This is a genomic window from Aquimarina sp. EL_43 (assembly GCF_943422735.1).
Classification (GTDB): domain Bacteria; phylum Bacteroidota; class Bacteroidia; order Flavobacteriales; family Flavobacteriaceae; genus Aquimarina; species Aquimarina megaterium.
The window spans coordinates 928,909-953,360 of the sequence record NZ_CALSBR010000001.1 but is presented as its reverse complement, the minus strand read 5'-3'; the positions used below and the strand labels follow the sequence as shown (position 1 = coordinate 953,360).

General features: G+C 32.5%; 23 protein-coding genes and 1 tRNA gene. 21 read left to right on the top strand and 3 right to left on the bottom strand.

Annotated elements, in window-relative coordinates; all coding sequences use genetic code 11:
* Positions 1-97 precede the first annotated feature (97 nt).
* A complete protein-coding gene (locus NNL09_RS04340) occupies positions 98-979 on the bottom strand; it encodes an AraC family transcriptional regulator (RefSeq protein WP_025663381.1) in 882 nt (293 codons plus the stop codon).
* A 99-nt stretch (positions 980-1,078) separates the two neighbouring features.
* On the opposite strand from NNL09_RS04340, the gene NNL09_RS04335 reads away from it, so the two are divergent.
* From NNL09_RS04335 to NNL09_RS04285, 11 genes are all read left to right on the top strand, one after another.
* Positions 1,079-1,492 carry a DUF983 domain-containing protein gene (locus tag NNL09_RS04335; protein ID WP_196909244.1) on the top strand — a complete coding sequence of 138 codons (414 nt, stop codon included), beginning with the start codon at positions 1,079-1,081 and terminating at the stop codon, positions 1,490-1,492.
* Between the two features lie 10 nt (positions 1,493-1,502).
* The gene (locus NNL09_RS04330; RefSeq protein ID WP_035094620.1) at positions 1,503-2,327 is read left to right on the top strand and encodes an AraC family transcriptional regulator; all 825 of its coding nucleotides are present in this window, start codon (positions 1,503-1,505) and stop codon (positions 2,325-2,327) included.
* A 101-nt stretch (positions 2,328-2,428) separates the two neighbouring features.
* Positions 2,429-3,157: an isochorismatase family protein gene (locus NNL09_RS04325; protein WP_025663379.1), complete on the top strand. Its 729-nt coding sequence runs from the start codon at positions 2,429-2,431 to the stop codon at positions 3,155-3,157.
* A gap of 184 nt (positions 3,158-3,341) precedes the next feature.
* The gene (locus NNL09_RS04320; protein ID WP_025663378.1) at positions 3,342-4,445 is read left to right on the top strand and encodes an AraC family transcriptional regulator; all 1,104 of its coding nucleotides are present in this window, start codon (positions 3,342-3,344) and stop codon (positions 4,443-4,445) included.
* Between the two features lie 81 nt (positions 4,446-4,526).
* The gene (locus tag NNL09_RS04315) at positions 4,527-6,935 is read left to right on the top strand and encodes a TonB-dependent receptor (protein ID WP_196909243.1); all 2,409 of its coding nucleotides are present in this window, start codon (positions 4,527-4,529) and stop codon (positions 6,933-6,935) included.
* Between the two features lie 5 nt (positions 6,936-6,940).
* The gene (locus NNL09_RS04310) at positions 6,941-7,813 is read left to right on the top strand and encodes a DUF4249 family protein (protein ID WP_196909242.1); all 873 of its coding nucleotides are present in this window, start codon (positions 6,941-6,943) and stop codon (positions 7,811-7,813) included.
* A gap of 101 nt (positions 7,814-7,914) precedes the next feature.
* Complete coding sequence (locus tag NNL09_RS04305) at positions 7,915-8,523, top strand: hypothetical protein (RefSeq protein WP_196909241.1); 609 nt, start codon at positions 7,915-7,917, stop codon at positions 8,521-8,523.
* 6 nt (positions 8,524-8,529) lie between these two features.
* The gene (locus tag NNL09_RS04300; RefSeq protein ID WP_196909240.1) at positions 8,530-9,405 is read left to right on the top strand and encodes a hypothetical protein; all 876 of its coding nucleotides are present in this window, start codon (positions 8,530-8,532) and stop codon (positions 9,403-9,405) included.
* A gap of 100 nt (positions 9,406-9,505) precedes the next feature.
* Complete coding sequence (locus NNL09_RS04295) at positions 9,506-10,681, top strand: S41 family peptidase (protein ID WP_196909239.1); 1,176 nt, start codon at positions 9,506-9,508, stop codon at positions 10,679-10,681.
* Positions 10,682-10,757: 76 nt separating this feature from the next.
* Entirely contained in the window at positions 10,758-11,801 is a 1,044-nt protein-coding gene (locus NNL09_RS04290) for a hypothetical protein (protein ID WP_025663374.1), read from the top strand.
* A gap of 246 nt (positions 11,802-12,047) precedes the next feature.
* Positions 12,048-12,740 (top strand): intradiol ring-cleavage dioxygenase, encoded by a 693-nt coding sequence (locus NNL09_RS04285; protein WP_025663373.1) that lies wholly within the window; start codon positions 12,048-12,050, stop codon positions 12,738-12,740.
* Positions 12,741-12,900: 160 nt separating this feature from the next.
* Here the strand turns inward: NNL09_RS04285 and NNL09_RS04280 are convergent, their stop codons facing one another.
* Entirely contained in the window at positions 12,901-13,473 is a 573-nt protein-coding gene (locus tag NNL09_RS04280; RefSeq protein WP_025663372.1) for a hypothetical protein, read from the bottom strand.
* 338 nt (positions 13,474-13,811) lie between these two features.
* On the opposite strand from NNL09_RS04280, the gene NNL09_RS04275 reads away from it, so the two are divergent.
* Positions 13,812-15,512 (top strand): helix-turn-helix domain-containing protein, encoded by a 1,701-nt coding sequence (locus NNL09_RS04275; protein WP_196909238.1) that lies wholly within the window; start codon positions 13,812-13,814, stop codon positions 15,510-15,512.
* 127 nt (positions 15,513-15,639) lie between these two features.
* Complete coding sequence (locus NNL09_RS04270) at positions 15,640-15,813, top strand: hypothetical protein (protein WP_160170042.1); 174 nt, start codon at positions 15,640-15,642, stop codon at positions 15,811-15,813.
* 60 nt (positions 15,814-15,873) lie between these two features.
* Here NNL09_RS04270 and NNL09_RS04265 read toward each other — a convergent pair.
* Positions 15,874-15,946: transfer RNA gene (locus NNL09_RS04265), tRNA-Phe, on the bottom strand.
* A 98-nt stretch (positions 15,947-16,044) separates the two neighbouring features.
* Here NNL09_RS04265 and NNL09_RS04260 point away from each other — a divergent pair.
* From NNL09_RS04260 to NNL09_RS04225, 8 genes are all read left to right on the top strand, one after another.
* Positions 16,045-16,776 carry a type III pantothenate kinase gene (locus NNL09_RS04260; RefSeq protein ID WP_196909237.1) on the top strand — a complete coding sequence of 244 codons (732 nt, stop codon included), beginning with the start codon at positions 16,045-16,047 and terminating at the stop codon, positions 16,774-16,776.
* Positions 16,773-18,017 carry a hypothetical protein gene (locus NNL09_RS04255; protein WP_196909236.1) on the top strand — a complete coding sequence of 415 codons (1,245 nt, stop codon included), beginning with the start codon at positions 16,773-16,775 and terminating at the stop codon, positions 18,015-18,017. The genes NNL09_RS04260 and NNL09_RS04255 overlap by 4 nt, the downstream gene beginning before the upstream one ends.
* A 20-nt stretch (positions 18,018-18,037) precedes the next feature.
* Entirely contained in the window at positions 18,038-19,408 is a 1,371-nt protein-coding gene (locus NNL09_RS04250) for a M48 family metallopeptidase (protein WP_025663368.1), read from the top strand.
* Positions 19,408-19,965 carry an LPS export ABC transporter periplasmic protein LptC gene (gene lptC / locus NNL09_RS04245; RefSeq protein WP_196909235.1) on the top strand — a complete coding sequence of 186 codons (558 nt, stop codon included), beginning with the start codon at positions 19,408-19,410 and terminating at the stop codon, positions 19,963-19,965. The genes NNL09_RS04250 and lptC overlap by 1 nt, the downstream gene beginning before the upstream one ends.
* Positions 19,966-19,977: 12 nt before the next feature.
* Positions 19,978-20,169 carry a hypothetical protein gene (locus NNL09_RS04240; RefSeq protein WP_051475962.1) on the top strand — a complete coding sequence of 64 codons (192 nt, stop codon included), beginning with the start codon at positions 19,978-19,980 and terminating at the stop codon, positions 20,167-20,169.
* Positions 20,170-20,172: 3 nt separating this feature from the next.
* The gene (locus tag NNL09_RS04235) at positions 20,173-21,441 is read left to right on the top strand and encodes a hemolysin family protein (RefSeq protein ID WP_196909234.1); all 1,269 of its coding nucleotides are present in this window, start codon (positions 20,173-20,175) and stop codon (positions 21,439-21,441) included.
* A gap of 13 nt (positions 21,442-21,454) precedes the next feature.
* Complete coding sequence (locus NNL09_RS04230; protein ID WP_025663364.1) at positions 21,455-22,147, top strand: lysoplasmalogenase; 693 nt, start codon at positions 21,455-21,457, stop codon at positions 22,145-22,147.
* A gap of 146 nt (positions 22,148-22,293) precedes the next feature.
* Positions 22,294-24,420 carry a peptidylprolyl isomerase gene (locus NNL09_RS04225; RefSeq protein WP_196909233.1) on the top strand — a complete coding sequence of 709 codons (2,127 nt, stop codon included), beginning with the start codon at positions 22,294-22,296 and terminating at the stop codon, positions 24,418-24,420.
* Positions 24,421-24,452 lie beyond the last annotated feature (32 nt).

Sequence of the window (24,452 nt, the reverse complement as noted above, 5' to 3'; positions counted from 1 at the left end):
GGGATTTGCAATGCAAAAATAGTAACTTATTCATAAATAAATCATACGACCGGAAATATTTGAGCAAAAAATCGAAATGTGATGCAAGAATAAAAACTTAAGCTTTTTTTAGATACATTTTTTGAAATTGAGAAGGAGATATACCACTTCTTTGTTTAAATAATTTTGAAAAATGAGAATAATCATCATATCCTAAATCCCAGGCAATCTCTGTTAGATTACTTTCTGAGTATAGAATTTGTCTTTTAGCTTCTAAAATAACTCTTTCCAAAATAAGATCTGTTGTCGTTTTACCGATGGTCTCTTTGCATATTCGATTTAGATGTTTTACACTTATATTCATAGATTCTGCATAGGCAATAGCAGATTTTTGCCTCTTATATTTTTCTTCTATCAATTGTTCAAACTGATGTAGTTTCATCGTAATATTTTTAGAATTTACCAGATCCTCAAAATTGTCCTTTAGAACAAGACGTGATAATTCTATATAAATGAGATCAATAAGATTAACTAGTTTCTGTTTTTTTAATAGTGCATTAGATCGAGATTCATTTAAAATAGAAATAAAAAGAGGCTCAATCAATGTCTGTGTTTTTTTATCCAGATAGATACAGGGAGAGTTTTGATTAGAGAAAAAAAACGGAAAAATAGAAAGATTTTTATTCTGCCCTCTGGTTTCGTAAAATTCCTTAGAATGAAAAATAATATACCCTTTGCCTTTTGTAGTAAATTTCCAAAAATGTGTCTGACCGGGCCTTAAAAGAAAAACACTACCGGGTTTAATTTGATACGATTCAAAATCAACTTCGTGAACTCCTGTTCCTTCAATAAATAAAACAGAAAGATAAAAATTATGCTTGTGGGGATGAGATATGATATCTCTATTATTTGATAGATGAGTAGCAAAGTCATTTGCATAAAAATTTTCAACACTTCCGGTATCGTGAAATTGCGTAATATCTAAAATAGGAAGATTCATAAGATGCAATAAATGTCTTAATTATACAAATAAAAGTGTAAATAATGAAATATAAAAACACTAAAATATCCATATTTTGCAGTAAAAATAATAGTTTTTATGAAAACCGTGATAAATATCCTAAAGGGAAAATGTTCAAAGTGTGAAGAAGGAAATGTTTTTATTAAAAAAGGAGGAGTATTTGCATTACAATTGCCTAAAATGAATGAGAAATGTCCGCATTGTAATCATAAATTTTTGATTGAACCGGGTTACTTTTATGGAGCAATGTATGTGAGTTATGGTCTAACCGTTGCCGAAGGGATTATAATTTATTTGTTAAGTAGTTTTTTTATAACAAGACCAGTTCATTTCTTTATTATTTTATCTGTGAGTGCTGTATTGTTGAGCACTACAAATTATAAGTATGCCAGGATATTTTGGATATATTTGTTTACCAGAAAAGCACAAAATAAACCAGAATTAACTAATTCGTTTATTCGAGAAGGTACAAAAGAAACAGAATTACCGTAACTTACTTTGTATGATATTTTTAGGAAACATAAAGGAGTATCTTCAATTAGAGACCATTAATAATCAAAATAGTAAAATAATAAATGAAACTATAGAAAGTAGCCTAACTATTTTATGGTTTGAATCTGATTACAATGAACTCATAATTGATGGAAAAAAGCAGGCATTTTCTAAGAATGAAATTGTTTTCTTAACAGAGTTTCACAATGTGGTAATCGAAAAAATTGACTGCATTAGATTTTTAAGATTTAATAGACCTTTCTATTGTATTCTTGATCATGATACCGAGGTAGGTTGTAAAGGTATTTTATTCTTTGGGGCATCACAATTACCAATCATTCAAATTCCAGAAGAAGAATTAGTCAAATTCGAGACGTTATGGAAAATGTTTACCATAGAGATGCAATCTAATGATAGTTTGCAAATAGAAATGTTGCAAATGATGCTTAAAAGATATTTGATTCTTTGTGCCAGAATATATAAGTCAAAAGAGAATTATCCCAATGAAAAAGCTGATTCTGATATTGTAAGAGAGTTTAATTTTTTGGTAGAACAACACTTCAAGACAAAGCATCATGTATCTGAGTATGCCGAGTTATTATATAAGTCTCCAAAGACATTGTCTAATATTTTTTCAAAGATGGGCTCTAAAACACCTTTGCAATATATACAAGATCGTAAAATGTTGGAAGCAAGAAGACTTTTACACTATACAAGTATGCAAATAAAAGAAATCGCTTATGAAATTGGGTATGAGGATATCCAGGCATTTAGTAGATTTTTTAAAAATCAGGAAGGGATTTCTCCTTCAGAATTCAAAGAAAAAGTAAGCTAGGAAAAATTGCCAACACTTCGGGAATAGTTACCTAACAAAGACTTGCTTCTCTACACCATCTTTGCATTGTCAAATTAAGTATTAATCTAAAGAATAAGACAATGAAAAATTTAGTAATAACATTAACATTAATCATATCAGGTTTAACAAGTGTATATGCACAGTTGCCTGATCCGGGATTTACTGTAGATCAAAATACAGCCATCGTAATTACAGATCCTCAAAACGATTTTTTAAGTCCTAACGGTGTAACCTGGGGAGTAGTAGGAGAAAGTGTTACAGCAAATAATACTGTTGATAATATCGAAGCATTATTTAAAGTAGCGCAACAAAAAAACATTACCGTTTTTGTTTCTCCACATTATTATTATCCTCATGATCATACCTGGGAAATAGAAGGAGCACTAGAAGCATTAATGCATAAAATTAATATGTTTGATAGAAAAGATGCATTATCTACAGAAGGTTTTGAAGGCTCTGGAGCAGATTGGTTGGATAAGTATAAAAAATATATTAAAAAGGATAATGTAATTGTAACAAGTCCTCACAAAGTATATGGGCCAGAATCTAATGATTTAGCTTTACAATTACGCAAACATGGATATAGTAAAGTAATATTGGCAGGTATGTCTGCGAACCTGTGTACAGAATCACATATGAGAGATCTTGTAGAATCAGGTTTTGATGTAGCTGTAGTAAAAGATGCTACGGCAGGAGCTATTTTACCAGGTTTAAATGCCTATGAGGCAGCAGTGGTAAACTTTCAGATGATCGCTAGTCATGTTTTTACTACCAAAGATATTGTTAAGGAAATCAATAGTTCTAAATAGTAAACTAACAGGATTACAAAAAAATATGAAATGTGATTATTTCATAATTGAGGATTGATTTTTTATGATAGGAACCCTTGCGAATAATTACTCGCAAGGGTTTATTGTTTAAAAATGAATTTTAATAATAGAAAACAAAAGGAGATTCTTTAAAATCTTATTAAATAATTCTTACTTTGGATCTATGGTTATAGAGCTATCTTTTTTCTCAATTTTAGAGCTTCTTACATTTTCTGGAGCCCTTATGTTGGGACTTCTCTTTTTTACAATGAAGTCTGCCAATAAAAAAGCTAATATTTTTTTGGGGCTATTTCTTTGGATTTTTTCGTTTGGTATTTTTATGGATTTATTGGATTACGAAATGGAAGAGGGTGCTCTACTTGATCGTATTTTTTTTCTTATTTCTTTATGTATTGCTCCGCTTTTATACATGTATACCTATCAAACGATAAATAAGCCTTACATAAAAATGTTGAAGTATTTGTTTATCCCTTTATTTGTAACCTATTTGGTTATTCTATTTGTTATAAACTCTGAAGAAATGATTTGGGGTATCGATTTAATCGAATATATAATAGAAATTATATTATACGTATTGATTTTGAAAAAATTACAAGGACTTAAATCAGAATTAAATAATTTCTATTCAGAATTAGAAAATAAGAGATTATCCTGGATAAAAACTATCATTTATATTAGTCTTGCATTTATTGTATTTGATTTTGTAGAAGGTTTTATAGGTTTTGAAGAAGAAGTGGTAGACCCGTACCTAGGTTCGATTTCGATAGTGCTTTCATTTATAATGGTGTATTGGATAGCCTACAATGGGTTTTCTCAATCAGAGATATTTAAAGCATCTCTTTTTATCCATGATTCGCAAGATCTACCTTCAGAATCATTCGGAGCGCATACGATTACTATAGATGAAACTAGTGCTGAAGATCGAAAACTATTTGAAGAAGTTAAGGGTACAATCGAAAAAGAAAAGTTGTATGCAAATTCTGAATTAAATTTGCGAACACTCTCCGAATCTCTTCAAATAAAAGAAAAAGAACTCTCCAGGCTTATAAATATTCATACTAAAACTAATTTTTATCATTTTATAAATGGTTTTCGGGTCACCGAATTCAAAAGATTAGTACAAACCCCAATGGCTCAGCAATTATCGATTTTAGGGATAGCTCAAGAAGCAGGGTTTTCTTCTAAATCAACATTTTATAACACCTTCAAGACCTTAGAAGGTATGACTCCTAAGCAGTATGAACTATCGCTAAAAAAGTCCGAATAGAAGCAGCTGGACTTGTTGAGTGAAACTATGCCTGGATAGGGGCGTTATTTTGTATGTACCTAATTTTTATACATACAATTTATGAAACACCTATTTTTAATTTTTACTTTTTTTTCTGCCTTTTATACGTTACAGGCCCAGTCTCATAGTATCAGTGGGTCTATTAATGATAGCACGACGGGAGAAACACTATTGGGAGCTACAATCTATGATAAGCAATCAGGAAAAGGAGCTGTAACCAATGAATATGGGTTCTTTTCTTTAACCCTTAAAGAAGGAGAACATACATTGATTATTTCTTATCTAGGTTATGAGGATATAATTCAAAATATTGATCTAACGGGAAATAAAAAAATAAACATCGAATTAAAGCCAATCAGCAATAATTTGGATGAAGTTATTATAACCACCAATACAAATAACAAAAGTCAGACAGGAAACATTATTGCAGGTTCTATAAACCTGAAACCTCAGGATATAAAAAAACTACCAGCTTTGCTAGGAGAACCAGATGTAACCAGAGCTATGCTTACACAAGCAGGAGTATCTTCTGTAGGAGAAGGTACATCTGGTTTTAATGTGAGAGGAGGTAATATTGATCAAAATTTGATTCTTCTGGACGAAGCCCCCATTTATAATTCTTCGCATGTTTGGGGATTCTTTTCCATTTTTAATTCGGATGCGATAAAAGATATGAAATTATACAAAGGAGGAATCCCAGCAAGGTATGGCGGTAGAGCTTCTTCGGTATTAGATATTAGACAGCGAGAGGGGAGTAATAAACAATTTAAAGGAGAAGGAGGACTGGGGCTTTTATTTTCTAGATTAACTCTCGAAGGCCCTATTAAAAAAGATAAACTAAGTTATTTAGTCTCTGGTAGGCGTTCTTATTTTGATTTAGCATTTCCGCTCATAAAAAGCTTAAAAGGAAATAAAGTGTATTTCTATGATTTAAATGCTAAACTCTCCTGGGATATCAATGAGAAAAATAAATTATTTGCCTCTGGATATTTTGGAGCCGATGTGATGAAACTAAAATTTGATGATACCGATGAGGATCAGCAGAATACCCAGCAAAATACCAATGAAAGTATAAATTTCTCGTGGAAAAATAGTACAGCTACAGTACGATGGAATCACATTTTTTCTGAAAGATTATTTATGAACTTATCTGGAGTCTTCAGTCGTTATAATTATTCATTGTCATCAGAAAATAGTAGTGGTGGGCCAGCAGGATCAGCTAGTAATTTTACCTGGAAATCGGCCGTAGAAAATTGGATACTTAAACCCGATTTTACATTCTTTCAGAATACAGATACCAAAATTCGTTTTGGAGTTAATAGTACATTATATCGTTTTACTCCTGCAAAGATTACAGGAAACGATACTTCTATAAATACAGTGAACTTTGGTACAGAAAAAGGCCTGGAAATAGCACCTTATGTGTCTTACGAAAAGAAATTAAATAAGTTTTCTGCAAATATTGGCCTCCGATATTCCTGGTTCGGAAACTTAGGACCGAATAAAGTATCCTTTTATGATGCGCAGGTACCACAAACTGTGAGTAGTATTACGGGATCACGTAGTTATAAAAGCAATGAAGTGATTAAAAATTACCATGGTTTTGAGCCCCGATTAGCACTTAAGTATGATCTTAACCAAAGGAAAGCTATAAAATTGGGTTACAATAGGATGTTTCAATATATACACCTGATCTCTAATAGCTATTCTACCCTACCCTTTGATATTTGGAAACCTGCAGGATATCATATAAAACCATTAGAGGTGAACCAGATTTCTGCCGGATATGCTTATGATACTCCTAACAGGAAATATAACTTTTCTGTAGAAGGATATTACAAGACTTTTAAAAACCTGGTAGAATATAAAAATGGGGCAGATTTGTTTTTGAATGAAAACTTAGAAACTCAGCTATTAACTGCAAAAGGATATTCATACGGCTTAGAATTAAGTGGATATAAAACAAAAGGAAAGCTCACAGGAAATGCTAATTATACGTATTCAGTAACCAAAAGAAAAACTACAAGTTCATTTAATTCTGAGAATATTAATAGCGGAAATTATTATCCTTCGAATTACGATCGTCCTCATATTTTTAATATTACTTCTAATTATGAATTGTCTAAAAAATGGAGTGTCGGAGCCTTTTTTACGTATCAAACAGGGAGACCAACAACTTATGCAACAGGCAAGTTTGAAGTGGGTGGCAACCAGTTTTTTACCTACTCAGACAGGAATGCATTTCGCTTAAAACCTACTCACCGATTAGATATCTCTTTTACATATACACCTAAAAAGAAACCAAACAGAAAGTGGAGTGGTAATTGGGTGTTCGGAGTCTATAATGTATACAGTCATAAAAACCCGTTCTCGGTGTATTCTTCTGTGAGAAATAATCAACTAAAAACATTTCAATATTCTGTAATCGGAGCACCAGTACCCTTTATAACCTATAATTTTAAATTTTAAGTAAGATGAAAAGTATATATATAAAAATAATAGCAAGTAGTTTGCTTATCTTTTGTATTACCAGTTGTACCAAAGAAATAAGCCTCGATGTTACTCATGAGCCTCAAACTATCATTTTTGGTTCTATTTCTAATGAAAATGTTCCGGTTTCGATACGTATTCAGCAATCGGTTCCTTTACAAGATTCATCATCTTCAAAACCTGTAAATGATGCTTCGGTATCGTTGTATGCAAAAGATACTTCGGGAAATACAAATCTAGTTACAAATGATTTTGTGATTGATCAAGGCGTTTATACTTCAGTTCAATCTATTTCAACTACAATAGGTTATTCGTATTGGATAGAAGTACGATTAAATGATGGAACTCTATTTAAATCAAAAGAAGAGCTGTTAAAACCTGTTGTTCTTATTAACAATACAAGTATTAAAAATGGAGATATTTTAGAGATAGAGTTTAGTGACCCAGGTGATGATACCAACTTTTATAAGTTTACTGTAGAGTTATTTAGTGAAGGACAATTAGTCTCATCTAATACATCACAATCTAATGATGTAGTATTTAATGGCAAAGAAAGTGCATCTGTAGAAGTTGATTTGTTTAGGTTACAGGATGATGATGATGATATTACAGTTCTTTATGATGAAATAAAAGTTACTTTTTGTAATATCAATTTCGACTCTTACCAATTCTACTTAAATCAAAGTTTACAATTAGAAGCAAATGATAGTGAAAGCTCTGGAGATCCGAGTCAATTGTTTGCAACACCTCCCGTAAATCTCTTGGGAAATATTACAAACTCAGGCTCAAATAAAGTTGTCCTGGGCAATTTTACTGTCAATGCCGTAAGTGCTGTAAATCAAATTGGCAGTAATTAAAAAAAGTCCAGATAGAAGCATTCGGACTTGTTCTGTGGAATAATTTTTAGGGTTTAGCGTCATTTAGATGTTGTAGATATAAACAATAAAATTTTAGAATTATGAAAATGAAAAAAAATCAACTTATCATCCTGTTTTTAATCTCTGTAAGCTTTTTGGCATGTACTAATGATGATGATAACAATGTAGCTCAAGGTGATTTTGGAATTTTTAAATCAATAAATGAAACGACTGCAGAAATGAATGGTACGATTACAAGCGCTACCCCTGCTCATTTTAATAACCTACTGGCAAAATATCCCAAGTTGAAAAAGATAAATATGTTGGATTGCCCTGGTTCTGAAGATGATGATGCTAATTTGATAGTTTCCAAAAAAATGCATAATAGCGGAATAGAATTTCATTTGTCTGCACGTTCTGTTATCGCCTCTGGAGCAGTAGATATGTATGTAGGAGGGGTAAAAAGAACACGCGAACAAGGAAGTCGCATCGGAGTACATTCCTGGGGAGCAGCTCCCGGACAACCAATCGCTACTTCGTATCCTGTAGGTCACGCTGTGCATTTACCATATATCAATTATTACAAGTCGGTTGGATTTACACAGAAAGAAGCAGAAGATTTTTATTATTTCACGATTAATGCTGCTCCTGCAGAAAGGGTTCACTGGATGACTGAAGAAGAAATAACCCAATATAAAATAACAAAATAATAAAGTATGAAAAACCATTTTAGAATAGTAAATGTGATAGTAGTAACCTGCACCATTTTAAGTTGTGTAGCTTGCTCAAATGACGATGATATTGCAACAATACCAACAACAGGAACGATTAATGCAGGTAATGATCCAAATTTTAAAATTGTAGAAAATACAGATACGGGTTTTAGTGCATTTAACAGAAAAGTTATGGTTTTTGATATTCCAATTTATGCTGTAGCTGCGGTAGAAGATGTTAAGCTGTTACATGCAGCTAATTTAATGGCTCAATATTTAGATAATGACGAAGATGGTTCGATTGATAATACAACGATTCACAATTCGATGAAATCTAACAAAGCTTTTTTATTTATGTGGAAAACAGAAGCAGATAGAGATAATTTTAATCCTCCTGCAGGGTTTAAAGTTGGCCAAGATCTAGGAGCAGACGAAACCGTGCCAGCATGGCATACAAACGGGCATACGGGATCATTTGATGCTGCTTTAGAAGAAGTGTGGCATATTATCACTAATGGCGGGCATGAAAGAGCTTATCCCAGAGTCTTTAGTTCTCAATCGGGATCAGAAATAAGTAAAGCAATGGATGTTGCCCGTGGAGGGCACTTTCAATCTCCGCCAGCTAGCTATCCTGCCAATGCCTGGTATACTTATGATGATACTACCTGTGACTACAATTGCCAGGTTGGCGAATATTTATACTGGGTGATGAGTTCTATGCTTGGGGCACAAGAAAATAGATTAAGTGAAATTGACAATGAATGGAGGTTAAACACTAGAGCCAAAGTAGAAGCAACCGATACAAAAGCCTGGGTAATATTTACAAATCCAGCATATAAAATGCCAGCAAAATTGCCAGATGGTACCTATAAAAGATAATAAATAAAATTAACCGAATACATCTGGTTTTTGATTACAACCCAGATAAATTGAAATGTTTAAAAGATGTGTTCGGTTTTTGAACTACTGAAAGAAAATAATGATGAAGAATATATTTAGATTGCCGCTATTAGGTTTTTTGTTGGTATTGATTATTGGTTCTTGTAGTAAAGATGATGATGTAACAATACCAGATGGTAATAGCACTTTAATAGAACAACAAAAGGTGTTTAAAGAATTTTGGGAAATCTATGATAGACATTATCCTTTAATGCACAGAAAAAATATAGACTGGCAGAATGTGTATGATACATATTATCCGAAAATCACTAGTACAACTTCGGATAATCAGTTGTTTGGGATTTTCGAAACGATAATGGGTACTATTGTCAAAGATGGGCATAGTAGTTTAACTTTTAATGCTAATCAAGAAGCAGGGTTTGAACCAGAATTTGATAGGAATATTCAAAATATGATCCAAAACAATACTGCTGGTAAAGTAAGTATCGTCTCGAGCAGTGCCAATAACCCATATTTATCGTATGGTACTGTAACAAGTGATTCTAATATTGGATATATCAATTCCAAAAATTTTGAACCTGTAAATGAAAATGACAGTGAGTTTAATAATTTTAAAGCTATTGTTGACGAAGCATTAACAGCACTACAAAATAAAGCAGGAATTATTATAGATGTTCGTACTAATGGAGGTGGGCAAGGACCATTTGCATATTATTTGGCAGGTAGATTTTTTACAAATAATACCCCGATAGAATTGATACGACAACGAATAAAAACATCTACAGGAAGTACTGTTGCTTCTCTTGGCGAATGGGCAACAAAGGAGTTCGAAGGATATCCTGATGCGAGAGTAGAAGGAGGTTTTGTCGCGGGAGTTTTTCCAGAAGATAATACCATTGTAGCTTCAGGGGCATTTCAATTTACCAAAAAAGTTGCAGTGCTAACTTCAAAAGGAACGGCAAGTGCAGCAGAGTATTTTACAGCTGCAATGAAAACCCAGTCTCATAGTAGAACAATAGGAAGTACGACTTTTGGAATCTTTGCAGGGAGCGACATTTTTACCTTAACTAATGGAGGAGGAAAATGGAAAACCCGGGTTTCAACTCATGATGTAGAAATTAAATATAACAATACGTTTCAATCTTTTGAAGGAATTGGTATAACTCCCGATATATTATCTATACCTACCACTGCCCAAGTTACAGCAGGAGAAGATATTCACATAGTAGAAGCAGTACGTCATATTAAGAATTAATGAGGTATTATGGGCGTTTTCTTTGATCTAGAGATTGTTATTATAATCCAAAAACCACAAAAGAATAATAAATAAAATGAAAAATAAAGTTTTAATGAAGGGTGTGATTTTTGTAGTAAGCATTACTTTTTTTCTTTCTTGCGAAGCAGATGATACTCCAGATACAATACCAACTACAACGAAACCAACCAGTACCATATTACAAGAGATAAAAAAAGATCTTGGGAACCATAAAATTGCCTTTGGTGATACCAGGAAAATATATATGATGGATCCAGATGGTTCTAATGTGGTCGAATTAGCAGATGCCGGTCCGGTATCTGGTTATGTGTCGTGGAGTCCAGATGCCAAATACGTATATTTTGCTAGTGCAAAGGGACCAGCAAAAAGTGCCTGGGAAGCTTTTAGAGTAAATGTAAAAACAAAAGAGTTGTCCAAAATATCAAATTTTGGTTTGGATGTAAGATCTCTAGGAGTTTCCCCTGATGGAAAAACATTAGCAATCTCTGTAATGACCGGTAATTCTAATATTGATGGTAACAATGATGATTTGACGAAATTTTCCACTAATTTGTATACAATCCCAATGGTTACTGTAGAGTCAAAAATTGATTCGGGAACTCAAATAGTAATGAGTGATCTTACGGTTATTCAAAGTTCGCCTAATAAAGATCAATTTTGGTACGAAGAGTTGAGTTGGAATCATGACGCAACTAATCCTGTACTGGCATATACAAAAACCTGGCGTTATGATGAAGACGATGTGTCTTATACTCATGCTTATACTATCAAACCAGACGGAAGTTCTAATACGTTGATTGCTGAGAATAAAGATCAGCCAATCTGGAGTATTGATAATAAGAAATTGTCTTTTCTGGATTTAAGTTATTACAGTTTCTTAGATAGCCGTATAAAACAAATTACTGTTTCTGGGATTTCTAAAGAAGTTTCTGGAGGTTCACTATCACCAGAAGGAGGTAATTATATTGTCTTTGAAATTGGTGATGAAAATAGAAAAGGAGGCATTGCTAAAACCACTGAAACTTCTAATGTCGGATTTCAATTGCAGACTTCTGTAGATGTGTATGAACCTCGATGGTCACCAATACCTCTGAATTAGACAAGAAGTAATTTTTTAAGAATTTAGGAAAAAGTAAAAAATAGGGTATAATTAACTTTAGTTGTTGTTTATATATAACATTTTGTAACATTTAAATGTATTTCAGTCTTTTGAGAGAGGAGGTAGTAGCCGAGGTGTTATTCATAGTAAATGTTGTAATAGAAAATACAGATTAATAAAGTGTTGTGGGGCGTTTCTATATTATAGTAATGTAATTACGCCCCTGCAACCACAAATGATGATATTATGGATAGAAAGAAATTTTTAAAAAATGGAATGGCAGGAATAGGCTCTATTATAGCAATTCCAACGTTAATAACATCTTGTAATAAAGATGATGATGCAGGAGGCGTAGTAGATGCAGGATCATGTGTTGTCTCTCCAGTAGAAACAGCAGGGCCGTTTCCAATAAAAACACCAGCAGATTTGGTAAAAGAAAATATAATTGGTGATCGTACAGGAATTCCTTTAAAAATAACAATACAGGTGCAAAATGTAAATGACAATTGTAAACCATTAGCAGGAGCGTTTGTAGATATCTGGCAATGTGATGCAAAGGGAAATTATTCTGAATATTCTGGTCAGTTAGATGGAGATTTCACAAGTCAAAAATTTTTAAGAGGAAGACAAACTACAGATACCAGTGGTAACGCTTCGTTTATAAGTATATATCCTGGATGGTACCCAGGTAGAGCTCCTCATCTTCACTTAGAAATTTTAAAATCATCGGGGCAATCATTGCTTATTACTCAAGTTGCTTTTCCCGAAGATATTTCTAAAGCAGTCTATGCTACTACGAATTATAAAGGAGATTTTGATACTTCGAATGCTCAGGATGGTATTTTTTCTGGTGATATTAATCGCAGTATAGCGAATTCTGTAACAGGAAATACAACCGATGGATATGTTCTAACAGAGACCATAAAAGTGTCGGGATAAACCTAGAATGTTAGACTTTTGACTCATGTTATAAAAACAAAAAACCCAAACAGATGTTTGGGTTTTTCGTGGTGTAACTCCTTCAGATAAATATCAACATGTATTTTACTCACAAACTCAAAATGATTTTTGAAGGCACCTTTTCTTATCGATTATATTTTTAATACACCCAGCCAGTTACTCCTTCATATTTATATCCGGCGTTAATACCTTCAGAATAATTTTTGGTATACAGGTGATCAGAGTGTTGAGTATTGTAAAAGCGATAGAGTTTTTTTCTTCCGTTACCTGGTTTTTTATGTATTAAAACAAGTCGGGAAACATCTTTCCACCCTTTACTTATTAAAGTTAAAATTTCGGTAGGGCTAGTTGTTAAAACGAAATCTATTTTTCTCGGATGTAACAAAAAGTATAATTCGTTATATGTGTTAAAATCAATTTCTCGACGAGATCTGGCTACGTCGGTCCTAAAGGAAACCCCTTCTCTACGACCTATTCCAATACCTTGACCTCCTTGTGTTTTATAGGTATGAAGAGATGCAGACCCCCCACTATAATATCGATACACATTTTGAGAACTCAAGGCCCTTGATTTGGTGTTGCTACTGTTTTCGGTTGCATTAGAAACTTGTTCTAGAGGTAACTCTTCATTTTCTGATTCACAAGAAGTCAGTAGTAAACATATTACAAAAGTCAAATTTAAAATTGAAACTAAGAATTTGGTTTTTTTCATGGCTTTAAGAGTTTTAAAAATTAGTATTTGATGAAATTAGTTTTAAGATTGGTATGTATTTCACCTTCTACAGAATTCAAAAATATGACGATGAGTACATGAAATACAAAGTAATATTCTTGATATTTATAAATTTAAACTGATACTTTGTGTATGTTGCAAGAGTTTGATTTTTGCTATTGTATACCAAACTATGTATTGAATAAATCATTCACATTGTTTTTTTTGGTAGTTTTATTTCGTATTATTTTTTATGTCATTCACTTATATATTGAATTAATAAGATATGGTTTTCGAATTCTGTTGAGCAGGTTTCAAATACTATAAAAATCACTTTAATGATCAGGAAGTATTCATTTTTAGGTTATCTGCTAATTTTATTTGTTTTTGCGCAGCCATTACGCGGACAAGTTAAAAGGCCTAATGATGCTCAGGTTTTACTAGATTTTGATGAGTTAAAAGAGATAATTGCAGAACAACAAGAAGACTCCCTAAAATTAAAAATAGCACAGGTCTCCCTCGATAAAGCTATATATCAATTAGATACATTGCGTATGGCCGATGCATATTATTTTTTATCCAAACTAAGCCGTTCTAATCAATTACATTATGCAGATAGTCTTATTGCAATTACCAAGAGTAAAAATTATGAAAGATATCCGGCATTGGGTTATTTACGTAAGGGTAATACGCGTTATGAAGAAGGAAACTATAAAGAGGCTTTAGAACTTTATCTCATAGCATCAAAATCTGCTAAAGAAAATGGGAATGAGCTGTTATATCTAAAGCTGAAATTTAATATAGGATTATTAAAAAATACGGCAGGAGAAAGGGAAGAGGCTCAAACTATATTTTTGGAGTATTTAAACTTTTTAGATCAAAACCCTAAATTTAAAACCTCAAGCACGTATAATAGAGTTCTATTTGCTCTTACTGATTCATACATTTATAGTAATCAATTTAAACTGGCCGAAGATTATATTGATAAAGGAATTCGGGAAGCATTAAAAACAAATGATATATCTATCTATTCTAATTTTGTGATGTATTCGGGGATGTATGAATATTTCTCTAAAAACTACAATAAGGCAATTGATAGTCTAAAAAAAGGAAAAAGTTTAATACAAAAATCAGATGAGATAAAGACAAGAGTTGCTATCTGTGATTATTATATTGCTCGTTCATATCAGGATCAGGGTATGGTAGAGAAGGGTATACAATATTTTAGAAATGTAGATCGTATTCTCAAAGAAACTGAAGATGTTATTCCCGAATTAATCGATACATACGATTATTTGATTGCTGATTCTAAAGCAAAAAAAAATCTTGAAAAACAAATTGAATACATCAATACATTATTAAGATTAGATAGCATAAGACATGCTAATCAAATATATTTAACCAAAAACATTAATGAGAGATATGATACTGTAGAATTAATTTCTGAAAAAGAAAAATTAATAGATCAATTGCAGCGCGATAAATTCTTAAAAGAAGAAACGATAACTATTCTAATTGTATTTCTTGTTGTTTTGATCATACTTGCTACATATGGTTTTCGCAAAAGCTATGTAAATAGAAAACGTTTTTTAAGATTACTTGAAGATCAAAAAAATAAAGAACATAATCTACTAGAGTTTGTTGATATCAATACTAATATTTCAAAAAAACAAGATATAGATATCCCAAAAGATGTTGTAGAAACGGTATTAAAAAAGCTTCATAATTTTGAGAATTCGGTTAAATTTTCTAAAAAACATTACACACTTAATTCATTAGCTAAAGAGCTGAATACGAATAGCGCATATTTATCAAAGATTATAAATGTGTATAAAAATGTCAACTTTGCCAATTACCTTAATAATTTAAGGATTGATTTTGCGGTAGATGAGCTTACATCTAATAAATCATTACGTTCTTATACGATAAAGGCCATTGCAGAAGAGGTAGGGTTTAAAAATGCACAATCGTTTTCTTCTGCATTCTATAAAAAAACAGGTATTTATCCATCCTATTTTATCAAGCATTTAGAGATATGAGGTAAAGCCCTGTAGTATCAAATTCAGTGTTTTATGCTTTAAATTTATAAATATCAATTAGTATATTGTATTGGAAGTTAGTTAAAAACTATATTTTTAGTATCGAGAACCTATAAACCGAATTGTTATGAGCACAAATAAGAATATAAAATCATTAGGGTTAGAAAAGATAAAAATCACCAAATTGGTGAACACAAGCGTAGTTAAGGGAGGTAATATACCACCTGCCTCTCAAAGGTTGTGCAATACAGAGAATAAGTGTTTCACGATACCAACAAAAACAGTTCCGGTAGAGGAATAGTATAAACCTTTTAATGATATGTAATAAAAAAACCCGAACATTTGTTCGGGTTTTTTAAGGTGGTGCCTCCAGGAATCGAACCAGGGACACAAGGATTTTCAGTCCTTTGCTCTACCAACTGAGCTAAGGCACCTTGCTGTAAGCGGATGCAAATATAGAACGCTTTTTTTAATACTCAAAAGAAAAAATTAAAAAAATCGTTTTGTATTTTTACGACTTACAAATAAAAGTATGAATCTCATTATTGATGTAGGGAATACATATACCAAAATAGGAGTTTTTGAAGAATCGAAAATTGTCTATAAAAAAAGGATTGAACAATATCATTTTAAAGAAACAATCCAAAATATCAAAGAAGAATACCCTTTGATCACCAATGCCATAATTTCTTCAGTATCTACTATAGAAGAGAATCATATAACACATGTTAAGCGTTTGTATAATACGCTTATGTTAGATCATCAGGTAGAAATGCCATTCAAAAACCTGTATAAGACCCCAACTACACTAGGAATAGATCGATTAGCTTTGGTAGCAGCGGCGGTAGATCAGTTTCCTAATAAGGATGTATTGGTAATTGATGTAGGAACTTGTATAACATATGATTTTAAAAACAAAAAAGAAGAGTATCTTGGTGGCGCAATTGGGCCGGGAGTGCGACTTAGATATGAGAGTCTTCATAATTATACAGCAAAACTACCATTGTTACAGGTAACTGATCCAAAAAATCATATAGGAAACAGTACAGAAGAAGCAATACATTCGGGAGTAGTTTTTGGAATTTTGCATGAAATTGATGGAGTAATTGAAGAATATTGCAACATTTATACTGATTTAACAGTTATTTTAACTGGTGGAGATGCACATTTTTTGTCTAAAAGATTAAAAAATAGCATATTTGCCACTTCTAATTTTTTGTTGGAGGGATTAAACCGCATTTTAGCTTTTAATAATAGTAAATGATAAAGAAGATTTTAGTAATCATATTGGTACACGTTACCATAATATCTTACGCTCAGGAAGGGACTTCGTCTCCGTATTCTTTTTATGGGATAGGGATTCCGAAATTCAAAGGAACAGTAGAAAACAGGTCGATGGGGGGATTGAGTATATATACAGATAGTATCCATTTAAATCTTCAAAATCCTGCGTCTTATGGAGAATTGAGACTCACAACATATACAGTAGGAGCCTCATATCGTAGATATAAGATTAGTAATGCCAATCAATCATCATCTGGAGAAAACGCCTCATTAGATTATTTGGCTATTGGTATTCCTGCTGGCAAATTTGGTTTTGGTTTTGGAGTTATTCCTCTTACTTCTGTAGGGTATGAACTTAATAGTGTTAAAGATGATGGAAGCGAGCTTCGATTCACCGGAAAAGGAGGATTGAATAAGGTCTTTTTGTCTACAGGGTTCAAAGTTAACAAGAATCTAAGCGTAGGTTTAGATTTAAATTATAACTTTGGGAATATTGAAAACAAAACAATATTACGAAGACCAGGTGTTCAATTTGATACAAGAGAAATAAATAGTTCAGATTTATCATCCTTTAGCTTATCTTTTGGAGTGACGTATAAAACTATGATCACAGAAAAACTAGAACTAGTTGCTTCTGCAGTGTCAACACCTTCTTTTGAATTAACAACAGATAGTACGAGGGAACTTGCTACGATTGTAATTGATAATAGTGGTAGAGAAGGAGTTATAGAAAGACAAGATGTTGCTGTAGAAGACAAAGAAATAGATCTTCCTGCCGAATTTAAATTTGGTGCCGGGATTGGGAAACCTAAAAAATGGTTTGTAGGCGCAGAATATATATACATGGATTCTGGAAAATTTACGAATCTTGTATCTAACCAGGATAATGTTGTATACGAGAACGCTTCAAAATTCAAAACGGGAGGATATTATATTCCTAATTATAACTCGTTAACAGGCTATTTTAGCAGGGTTGTATACCGTGCTGGATTTCGTTATGAGGAGACAGGATTAAATATTAATAACGGTTCGATTAATGAGTTTGGCATATCTTTTGGAGTAGGCTTACCAGTTGGTAGATTATTCTCGAATACTAATATAGGTTTTGAGTATGGTCAACGGGGAACAACAAATTTTGGACTTGTTAAAGAAGAGTTTTTTAATATCTCTTTAAGTTTGTCATTAAATGATAAATGGTTCAGAAAAATAAAATTTAATTAAATACAATAATTACTACAGCTATGAATACTAAAGTTTTATTTATAATAGCAACAGGATTAGTTTTAAGTGCTACAAAAGTAAGTGCTCAGGCTACAGACTGTGCAACTACAGCATCCATCGCTTATGAGCATGCTAAGGTAAAGAATTATACTGCTGCAGAGGAACCTCTGTGGAAGGTGAGAAAAGAATGTCCTACATATAGCGTCGCAACATATCAATTTGGACAAAAATTGTTAGCAGCTAAATATAAAAAAGCTTCTGCTGCAGAGAAATCTGCTCTTGCAAATGAAATCATTACATTATGGAAAGAGCGTTTTCAGTACTTCCCGGCAAAAACTAAAATAGGTGATATGCATTCTGATATAGGTCAGTTAATGTATGATAATAAAATTGATAGTAAAGAAAATCAGTTTGTAGAGTTTGATAAAGCATATACAAAAGATAAGAAAAACTTTAAAAGACCTAAGAAATTATATACTTATTTCTCTCTTTTTGTTGATCTTCATGGTGAAGGAAAAAAAGAACTTCAGGGAGTTTTTGATCTATATGATGATATTACAGAAAAGATAGAGAATGAAGAAAGTAGGTTGGCAAAAACAATTGCAGAGCTTACAGAAAAAGAAGAATCAGGAACTACATTATCGTCTAAAGAAAAAAGAAAACTAAAAAATTCTGGTATTAACCTAAATGCCTTTAGTAAAGTAAAAGCAGGGATTAACCAGAAACTTGGAGAGTTAGCCGATTGTAAAAACCTAATACCTCTTTATACTGGACAGTTTGAATCTAAAAAAACAGATGCAGGTTGGTTAAAAGGAGCAGCAGGAAGAATGTCGTCTAAAGATTGTACCGATGATCCATTGTTTTTTAAGTTAGTAGAAGCACTACATAAAACAGAACCATCTGCAAAATCAGCTTATTATTTAGGGATATTAGCATTAAAAGATAAGAAGACAACAACTGCATTAAAGTATTTTAATCAATCTGCAGAATTAGAAACTAAAACGAGAGATAAGGCTAAAGTTTATTTCAAGATTGGTGAAGTGATGAAAAGACAAGGAAGTAAAGGAAAAGCTAGATCATACTATAGAAAAGCACTTAAGCATAGACCATCTATGGGAGTTTGTTATCTTAGAATTGCAAGTATGATAGCAAGTAGTGCAAATAGCTGTGGAGACGATGTGTTTAGTAAAAGAGCAGTATATTGGTTGGCAGAAAACTATGCTCGAAGAGCAGGAAAAGTAGATCCAAGTTTAAAATCTACGGCAAATAAATTTGCAGCTAACTATCATGCTAAAGCACCATCAAAAACTGATATTTTTAACAACCCAGAAAAAAAATCTGTAAGTATTGGATGCTGGATTGGTGAAACGGTTAGAGTGCCAAAGCTATAATGCAAAATAAATATATATATATAATAGTAAACATTGTCACAGCATTTGCTGTGACAATGTTTTTTTCATGTCAATCAACAACAAAAAATGATCTGGGAGGTTTAATCTTAGAAGACGCCCCTATTGCAGAAGGGTATGAGATAAATCTTAAATATACAGACTCAGGAAGGCTTACAGCAATACTTAAAACATCAAAAATATTAGATTATTCTAATAAACCTTTCGTATATCACGAATTCCCAGAAGGTATTGTGTTAGATATTATTGATAAAGAAGGAAAAGTAAGTGTGGTTACCTCAGATTATGCAATTTCTTACCAGCAAACAGGCTTAATCGATATGAGAGGTAATGTAGATATACGAACTGCAGATAGTACCCATTTGCAAGCCAAGCAGTTATATTGGGACCAAAATATTAATTGGATATTTACAGACCAGCCCTATAAAAGTTATTTGCCAGATGGAACAATTAATGAAGCAGATGGTTTTGATGCTAATCAGGATTTTACTATCTTGAATTCAAGAATAAATGATGGGGTAATGTTTATAGAGGAGTAATCCAGTACTATGATGAAAGTATTTAGATTTTTTGAATATGCCTATTTGGCGATCATGTGTTTTTTTATCTACGAAGCATATGCAGAATGGGGACAAGAAGGCGGAAGAAGTATGCTCTATATTTTCTTTGCAATTGCCGCAATTTTTATGTTTTTCTTTAAAAGAAACTTTAGAAAACGATTTGACGCCAATAACAAAGACTAATTCATGGAATTACATATCATTGTTATTATTCTTTCCCTTATTCTTTCAGCTTTTTTTTCAGGAATGGAAATCGCCTATGTTTCTTCTAATAAAATACACATAGAGATTGAGAAAAAACAAGGGGGATTTATCTCAAATATCCTAGCCCGTTTAACAAAAAAACCTTCCAAATTTATTGCAACAATGCTTGTAGGCAATAATATAGCATTAGTTATATATGGGTTTTATATGGGTGAAATACTGATGAAAATAATAGCTGGGTATTTTCCTGAAATAGCAGGTAGTATTACGTTACTATTGCAAACATGTATTTCGACTTTGGTGATTCTAATTACAGCAGAATTTTTACCTAAAGTGTTCTTTCAAATTTATTCTAATACGTTACTCAAAGCCTTTTCATTTCCGGCATATGTTTTCTATGTTGTATTTACACCTATTTCATCATTTGTAATTTGGGTTTCTGATTTTGTGCTCAAAAAATTTCTGAAAACAGATGGGGATCAAGTTCAACTTGCTTTTAGTAAAACAGAATTAGGAGATTATATAAACGAGCAAATGGAAACTATCGAGGAGCATGACGAAATTGATAGTGAAATCCAGATTTTTCAAAATGCATTGGATTTTTCAGACGTTAAGTCGAGAGAAGTAATGGTTCCCAGGACAGAGATAGTGGGCGTAGCGAAATTACAATCAATAGAAGAAGTGAGTACCTTATTTATAGATACAGGTCTGTCAAAAATAATTGTGTATAACAATACTGTAGACGATATCATTGGGTATGTACACTCTTTCGAGTTATTTAAAAAACCTAAATCGTTAAGATCAATTCTTTTGCCAGTAGTTTTTGTGCCAGAAACAATGTTTGTTAAAGATGTGCTTAATCTTCTTACCAAAAAACATAAAAGTATAGCAGTGGTGATCGATGAGTATGGAGGTACCAGTGGTATTATTACAGTAGAAGATATTGTAGAAGAGCTTTTTGGTGAAATTGAAGACGAACATGATTCTGTAGAACTTATCGAAGAACAATTGTCAGAAAATGATTATCGATTTTCTGCACGAATAGAAGTAGACCACATCAACGAGTCCTATAAATTAGACCTTCCAGAAGATGAAAATTATGAAACATTGGGAGGGATGATTGTAAACCATACCGAAGAAATTCCTCAACAAGGAGAAGAAGTGAAAATAGATGGTTTCAAAATTAAAATTATAGAGACTTCTAATACCAAAATTGAGATTGTAGAATTACATGTGATACCAGAGGATTAATAATACTATTGCGATGAGCAAAAAAACACGAAACCAGGGGATTGTAGTATTTGTTGTATTTTATATCATTATTGTGATATGTGATCTGGTTTGTAGTAGTAATGAAGCGTACTCGGATCTTAGAAATATTACGAAACCTTCAATTCTGGGTTCATTAATCATCTTTTTTTTGGCACATAGAAAAGGACTGGGTATTTCTATATTTAGATTAATGATATTGGCCTTGTTGTTTTCTTTGGCCGGAGATATACTACTTTTATTTGTTATACAATCTCAACTTTTCTTTATTGCAGGACTAGTTATGTTTTTGTTGGCACATGTAATGTATATTTTGGTGTTTCTTAAAAAGCATAATAAGCACAAAAAAAACAAGATTTTTCTTATGCTAACCGTTGCTTATGGAGCAGGTTTGTTCTATTTGTTATACCCTGGGCTAGGAGATATGTTAATCCCTGTGATGGTGTATATGATCGTGATTTTGTTAATGTCAAATGCATCATATTTAAGAGAGAAACGAGTCTCTCAAATGAGTTTTCTTATGGTTTTTATAGGTTCCCTGTTTTTTATGATCTCTGATAGCATTTTGGCATTTACAATGTTTTATCAACCTTTGCCTATGAGTAACATATGGATTATGACTACATATGCAACAGCTCAGCTTTTGATTGTTTGTGGTGTTTTAAGACAAAAAAATCAAATTTTTTAAAGTAATAAAAGTACGTAGAAACCACACTATTCTATATTAAAAACCGAAAGAGTTAAAACTTCATAAGACTTTCAGTTTTTTAATTGGTATTATTACAATAAAATGGTATTTTCGCCCACTATATTTTGAATAAATTATAATATACCATGGCAGTTTTAAATAAAATCAGACAGCGTTCGGTTTTTCTAATCGTAATCATTGCATTAGCACTTTTCTCTTTTGTGTTAGCAGATTTGATTCGTAATGGAGGAGCTATTTCCCAGAAAGCTGAAAATACGATTGCAACAATAAACGGAAAAGATATTGATCGAACAGAGTTTGCTAGAAAAGTAGAGCTAGCATCAAGAAGTTTTGGAGGAGGAACATCAAGTATCCAGGCTGTAAATTATGTATGGAATCAAGAATTGAGAGAAACAGTTTTTGAAGAGCAATTCGAAGAACTGAACATTAGAGTAGGAGAAGATCAGGTAAACCAGTTATTAGAAGAGTCATTAGCAAATAACCCAACGTTTTTGAATGAAGCTGGAGTTTTTGATAAAGCCAAAATGCAAGAATATGTTGCTAATGTAAAAGCTACTTCGCCACAAGCATATCAACAATGGTTAGATTTTGAAGTTTCTGTAAGTAAAGGTGCTAGAGAGCAAACTTATCTCAATATGATTAAAGCTGGTGTAGGATCTACACTAAAAGAAGGAGAGCTGGCTTATAAAATGGAAAATGATAATGTAGATATCAAATATATACAGCTTCCATTCTCTAGTATTGAAGATACAGAAGTAGAAGTGACGGATGCAGAAATTAAAGCATATATCGATGCTCATAAAGATCAATATAAGGCAGAAGCTTCGAGAAGTATACGTTATGTGCTATTTAATGAAGTTCCTAGCGAAGAAGATGAGAATCAAATAAAAGCAGAAGTAGCTGCATTATTAGATGATAAAGTAGAGTTTAATGAAGCAACCAAAACGAACGATTCGGTTTTAGGATTCAAAAACATTGATGTAAAAGATGCAGAAGAGTTTGTAAATCAAAATTCTGCTTTAAAATTTGATGGGGGATTCAAGTTTAAAAAAGATTTACCCACTACAGAAGCAGATACAATTTATAATCTAGGTATAGGAGGTGTATATGGGCCATATAAAGATGGAGATTATATTAAAATTTCAAAAGTAGTTGCCCAAAAACAAATGCCAGACTCGGTTAAAGCAAGTCATATTTTGGTTTCTTGGGCTGGATTAGGTACTGCAGGTGATACAAAACGAACTAAAGAAGAAGCAAAGACCTTAGCAGATAGTATTATTGTAGTAACCAAAGCAGATAATACAAAATTCTCGGCGCTGGCAACACAATTCTCTGCAGATACTTCTAGTAAAGATAAAGGAGGAGATCTTGGGTATTTCTCACCAGGTAGAATGGTTCCTGCTTTTAATGATTATTGTTTCGAAAATAAAACTGGAGATCAGGGAATTATTGAAACACAATTTGGATATCATATTATAAATATAGAAGATCAAAAAAATGAGCAAAAAGCTATAAAAGTAGCTACAGTAGCTCAAAAGGTTGAGCCAAGTGAAAAAACGATCAATGCTATTTTTACAGAAACAACCAAGTTTCAGATTTCGGCTAGAGACAAAGATTTTGAGGAAGTTTCTAAAGAAAATGAATTAACAGTACGACCTGTAAATAAAATCAAAGAATTAGATGAGAATATCCCTGGATTAGGAGCTAGAAGAGCAGTTGTGCAATGGGCTTTTAATGAAGAATCTAAAGTAGGTGAAATAAAACGTTTTGATATCCCTGAAGGATATGCGGTAGTTCAATTAACCGAAAAAGAAGATAAGGGATCAATGAAAGTAGAAGATGCAAGTCTAACTATAAAGCCGATCTTGATTAATAAAAAGAAGGCAGAAAAATTAAAAAGTAAAATTTCTGGTAGCGCACTAGATGCAATTGCTCAAAGTCAGGGGCAAACTGTAAAAGTCGCTTCTGCATTAACTATGAAAACTCCAACTATTAGCGGAGCAGGAACAGAGCCAAAAGTAGTGGGAACAGCCTTTGCTTTAGAAGCAGGAAAAGTATCTGGTCCTATTGTTGGTAACAACGGAGTATATGTTATAGAAGTAACTAAGAAAACACCAGCTAGCGGTTTAGATACATATATGAGTTATGCATCACAAGTTTCCAAAGCTCAGACAGGAGCAGTGAATACCAAAGTTTTTGAAGCACTTAAAGAAGCTGCAGAAATAGAAGATAAGAGATCTAAATTCTACTAAAAAGTAGGTTGATATATTAAAATAAAAAACCC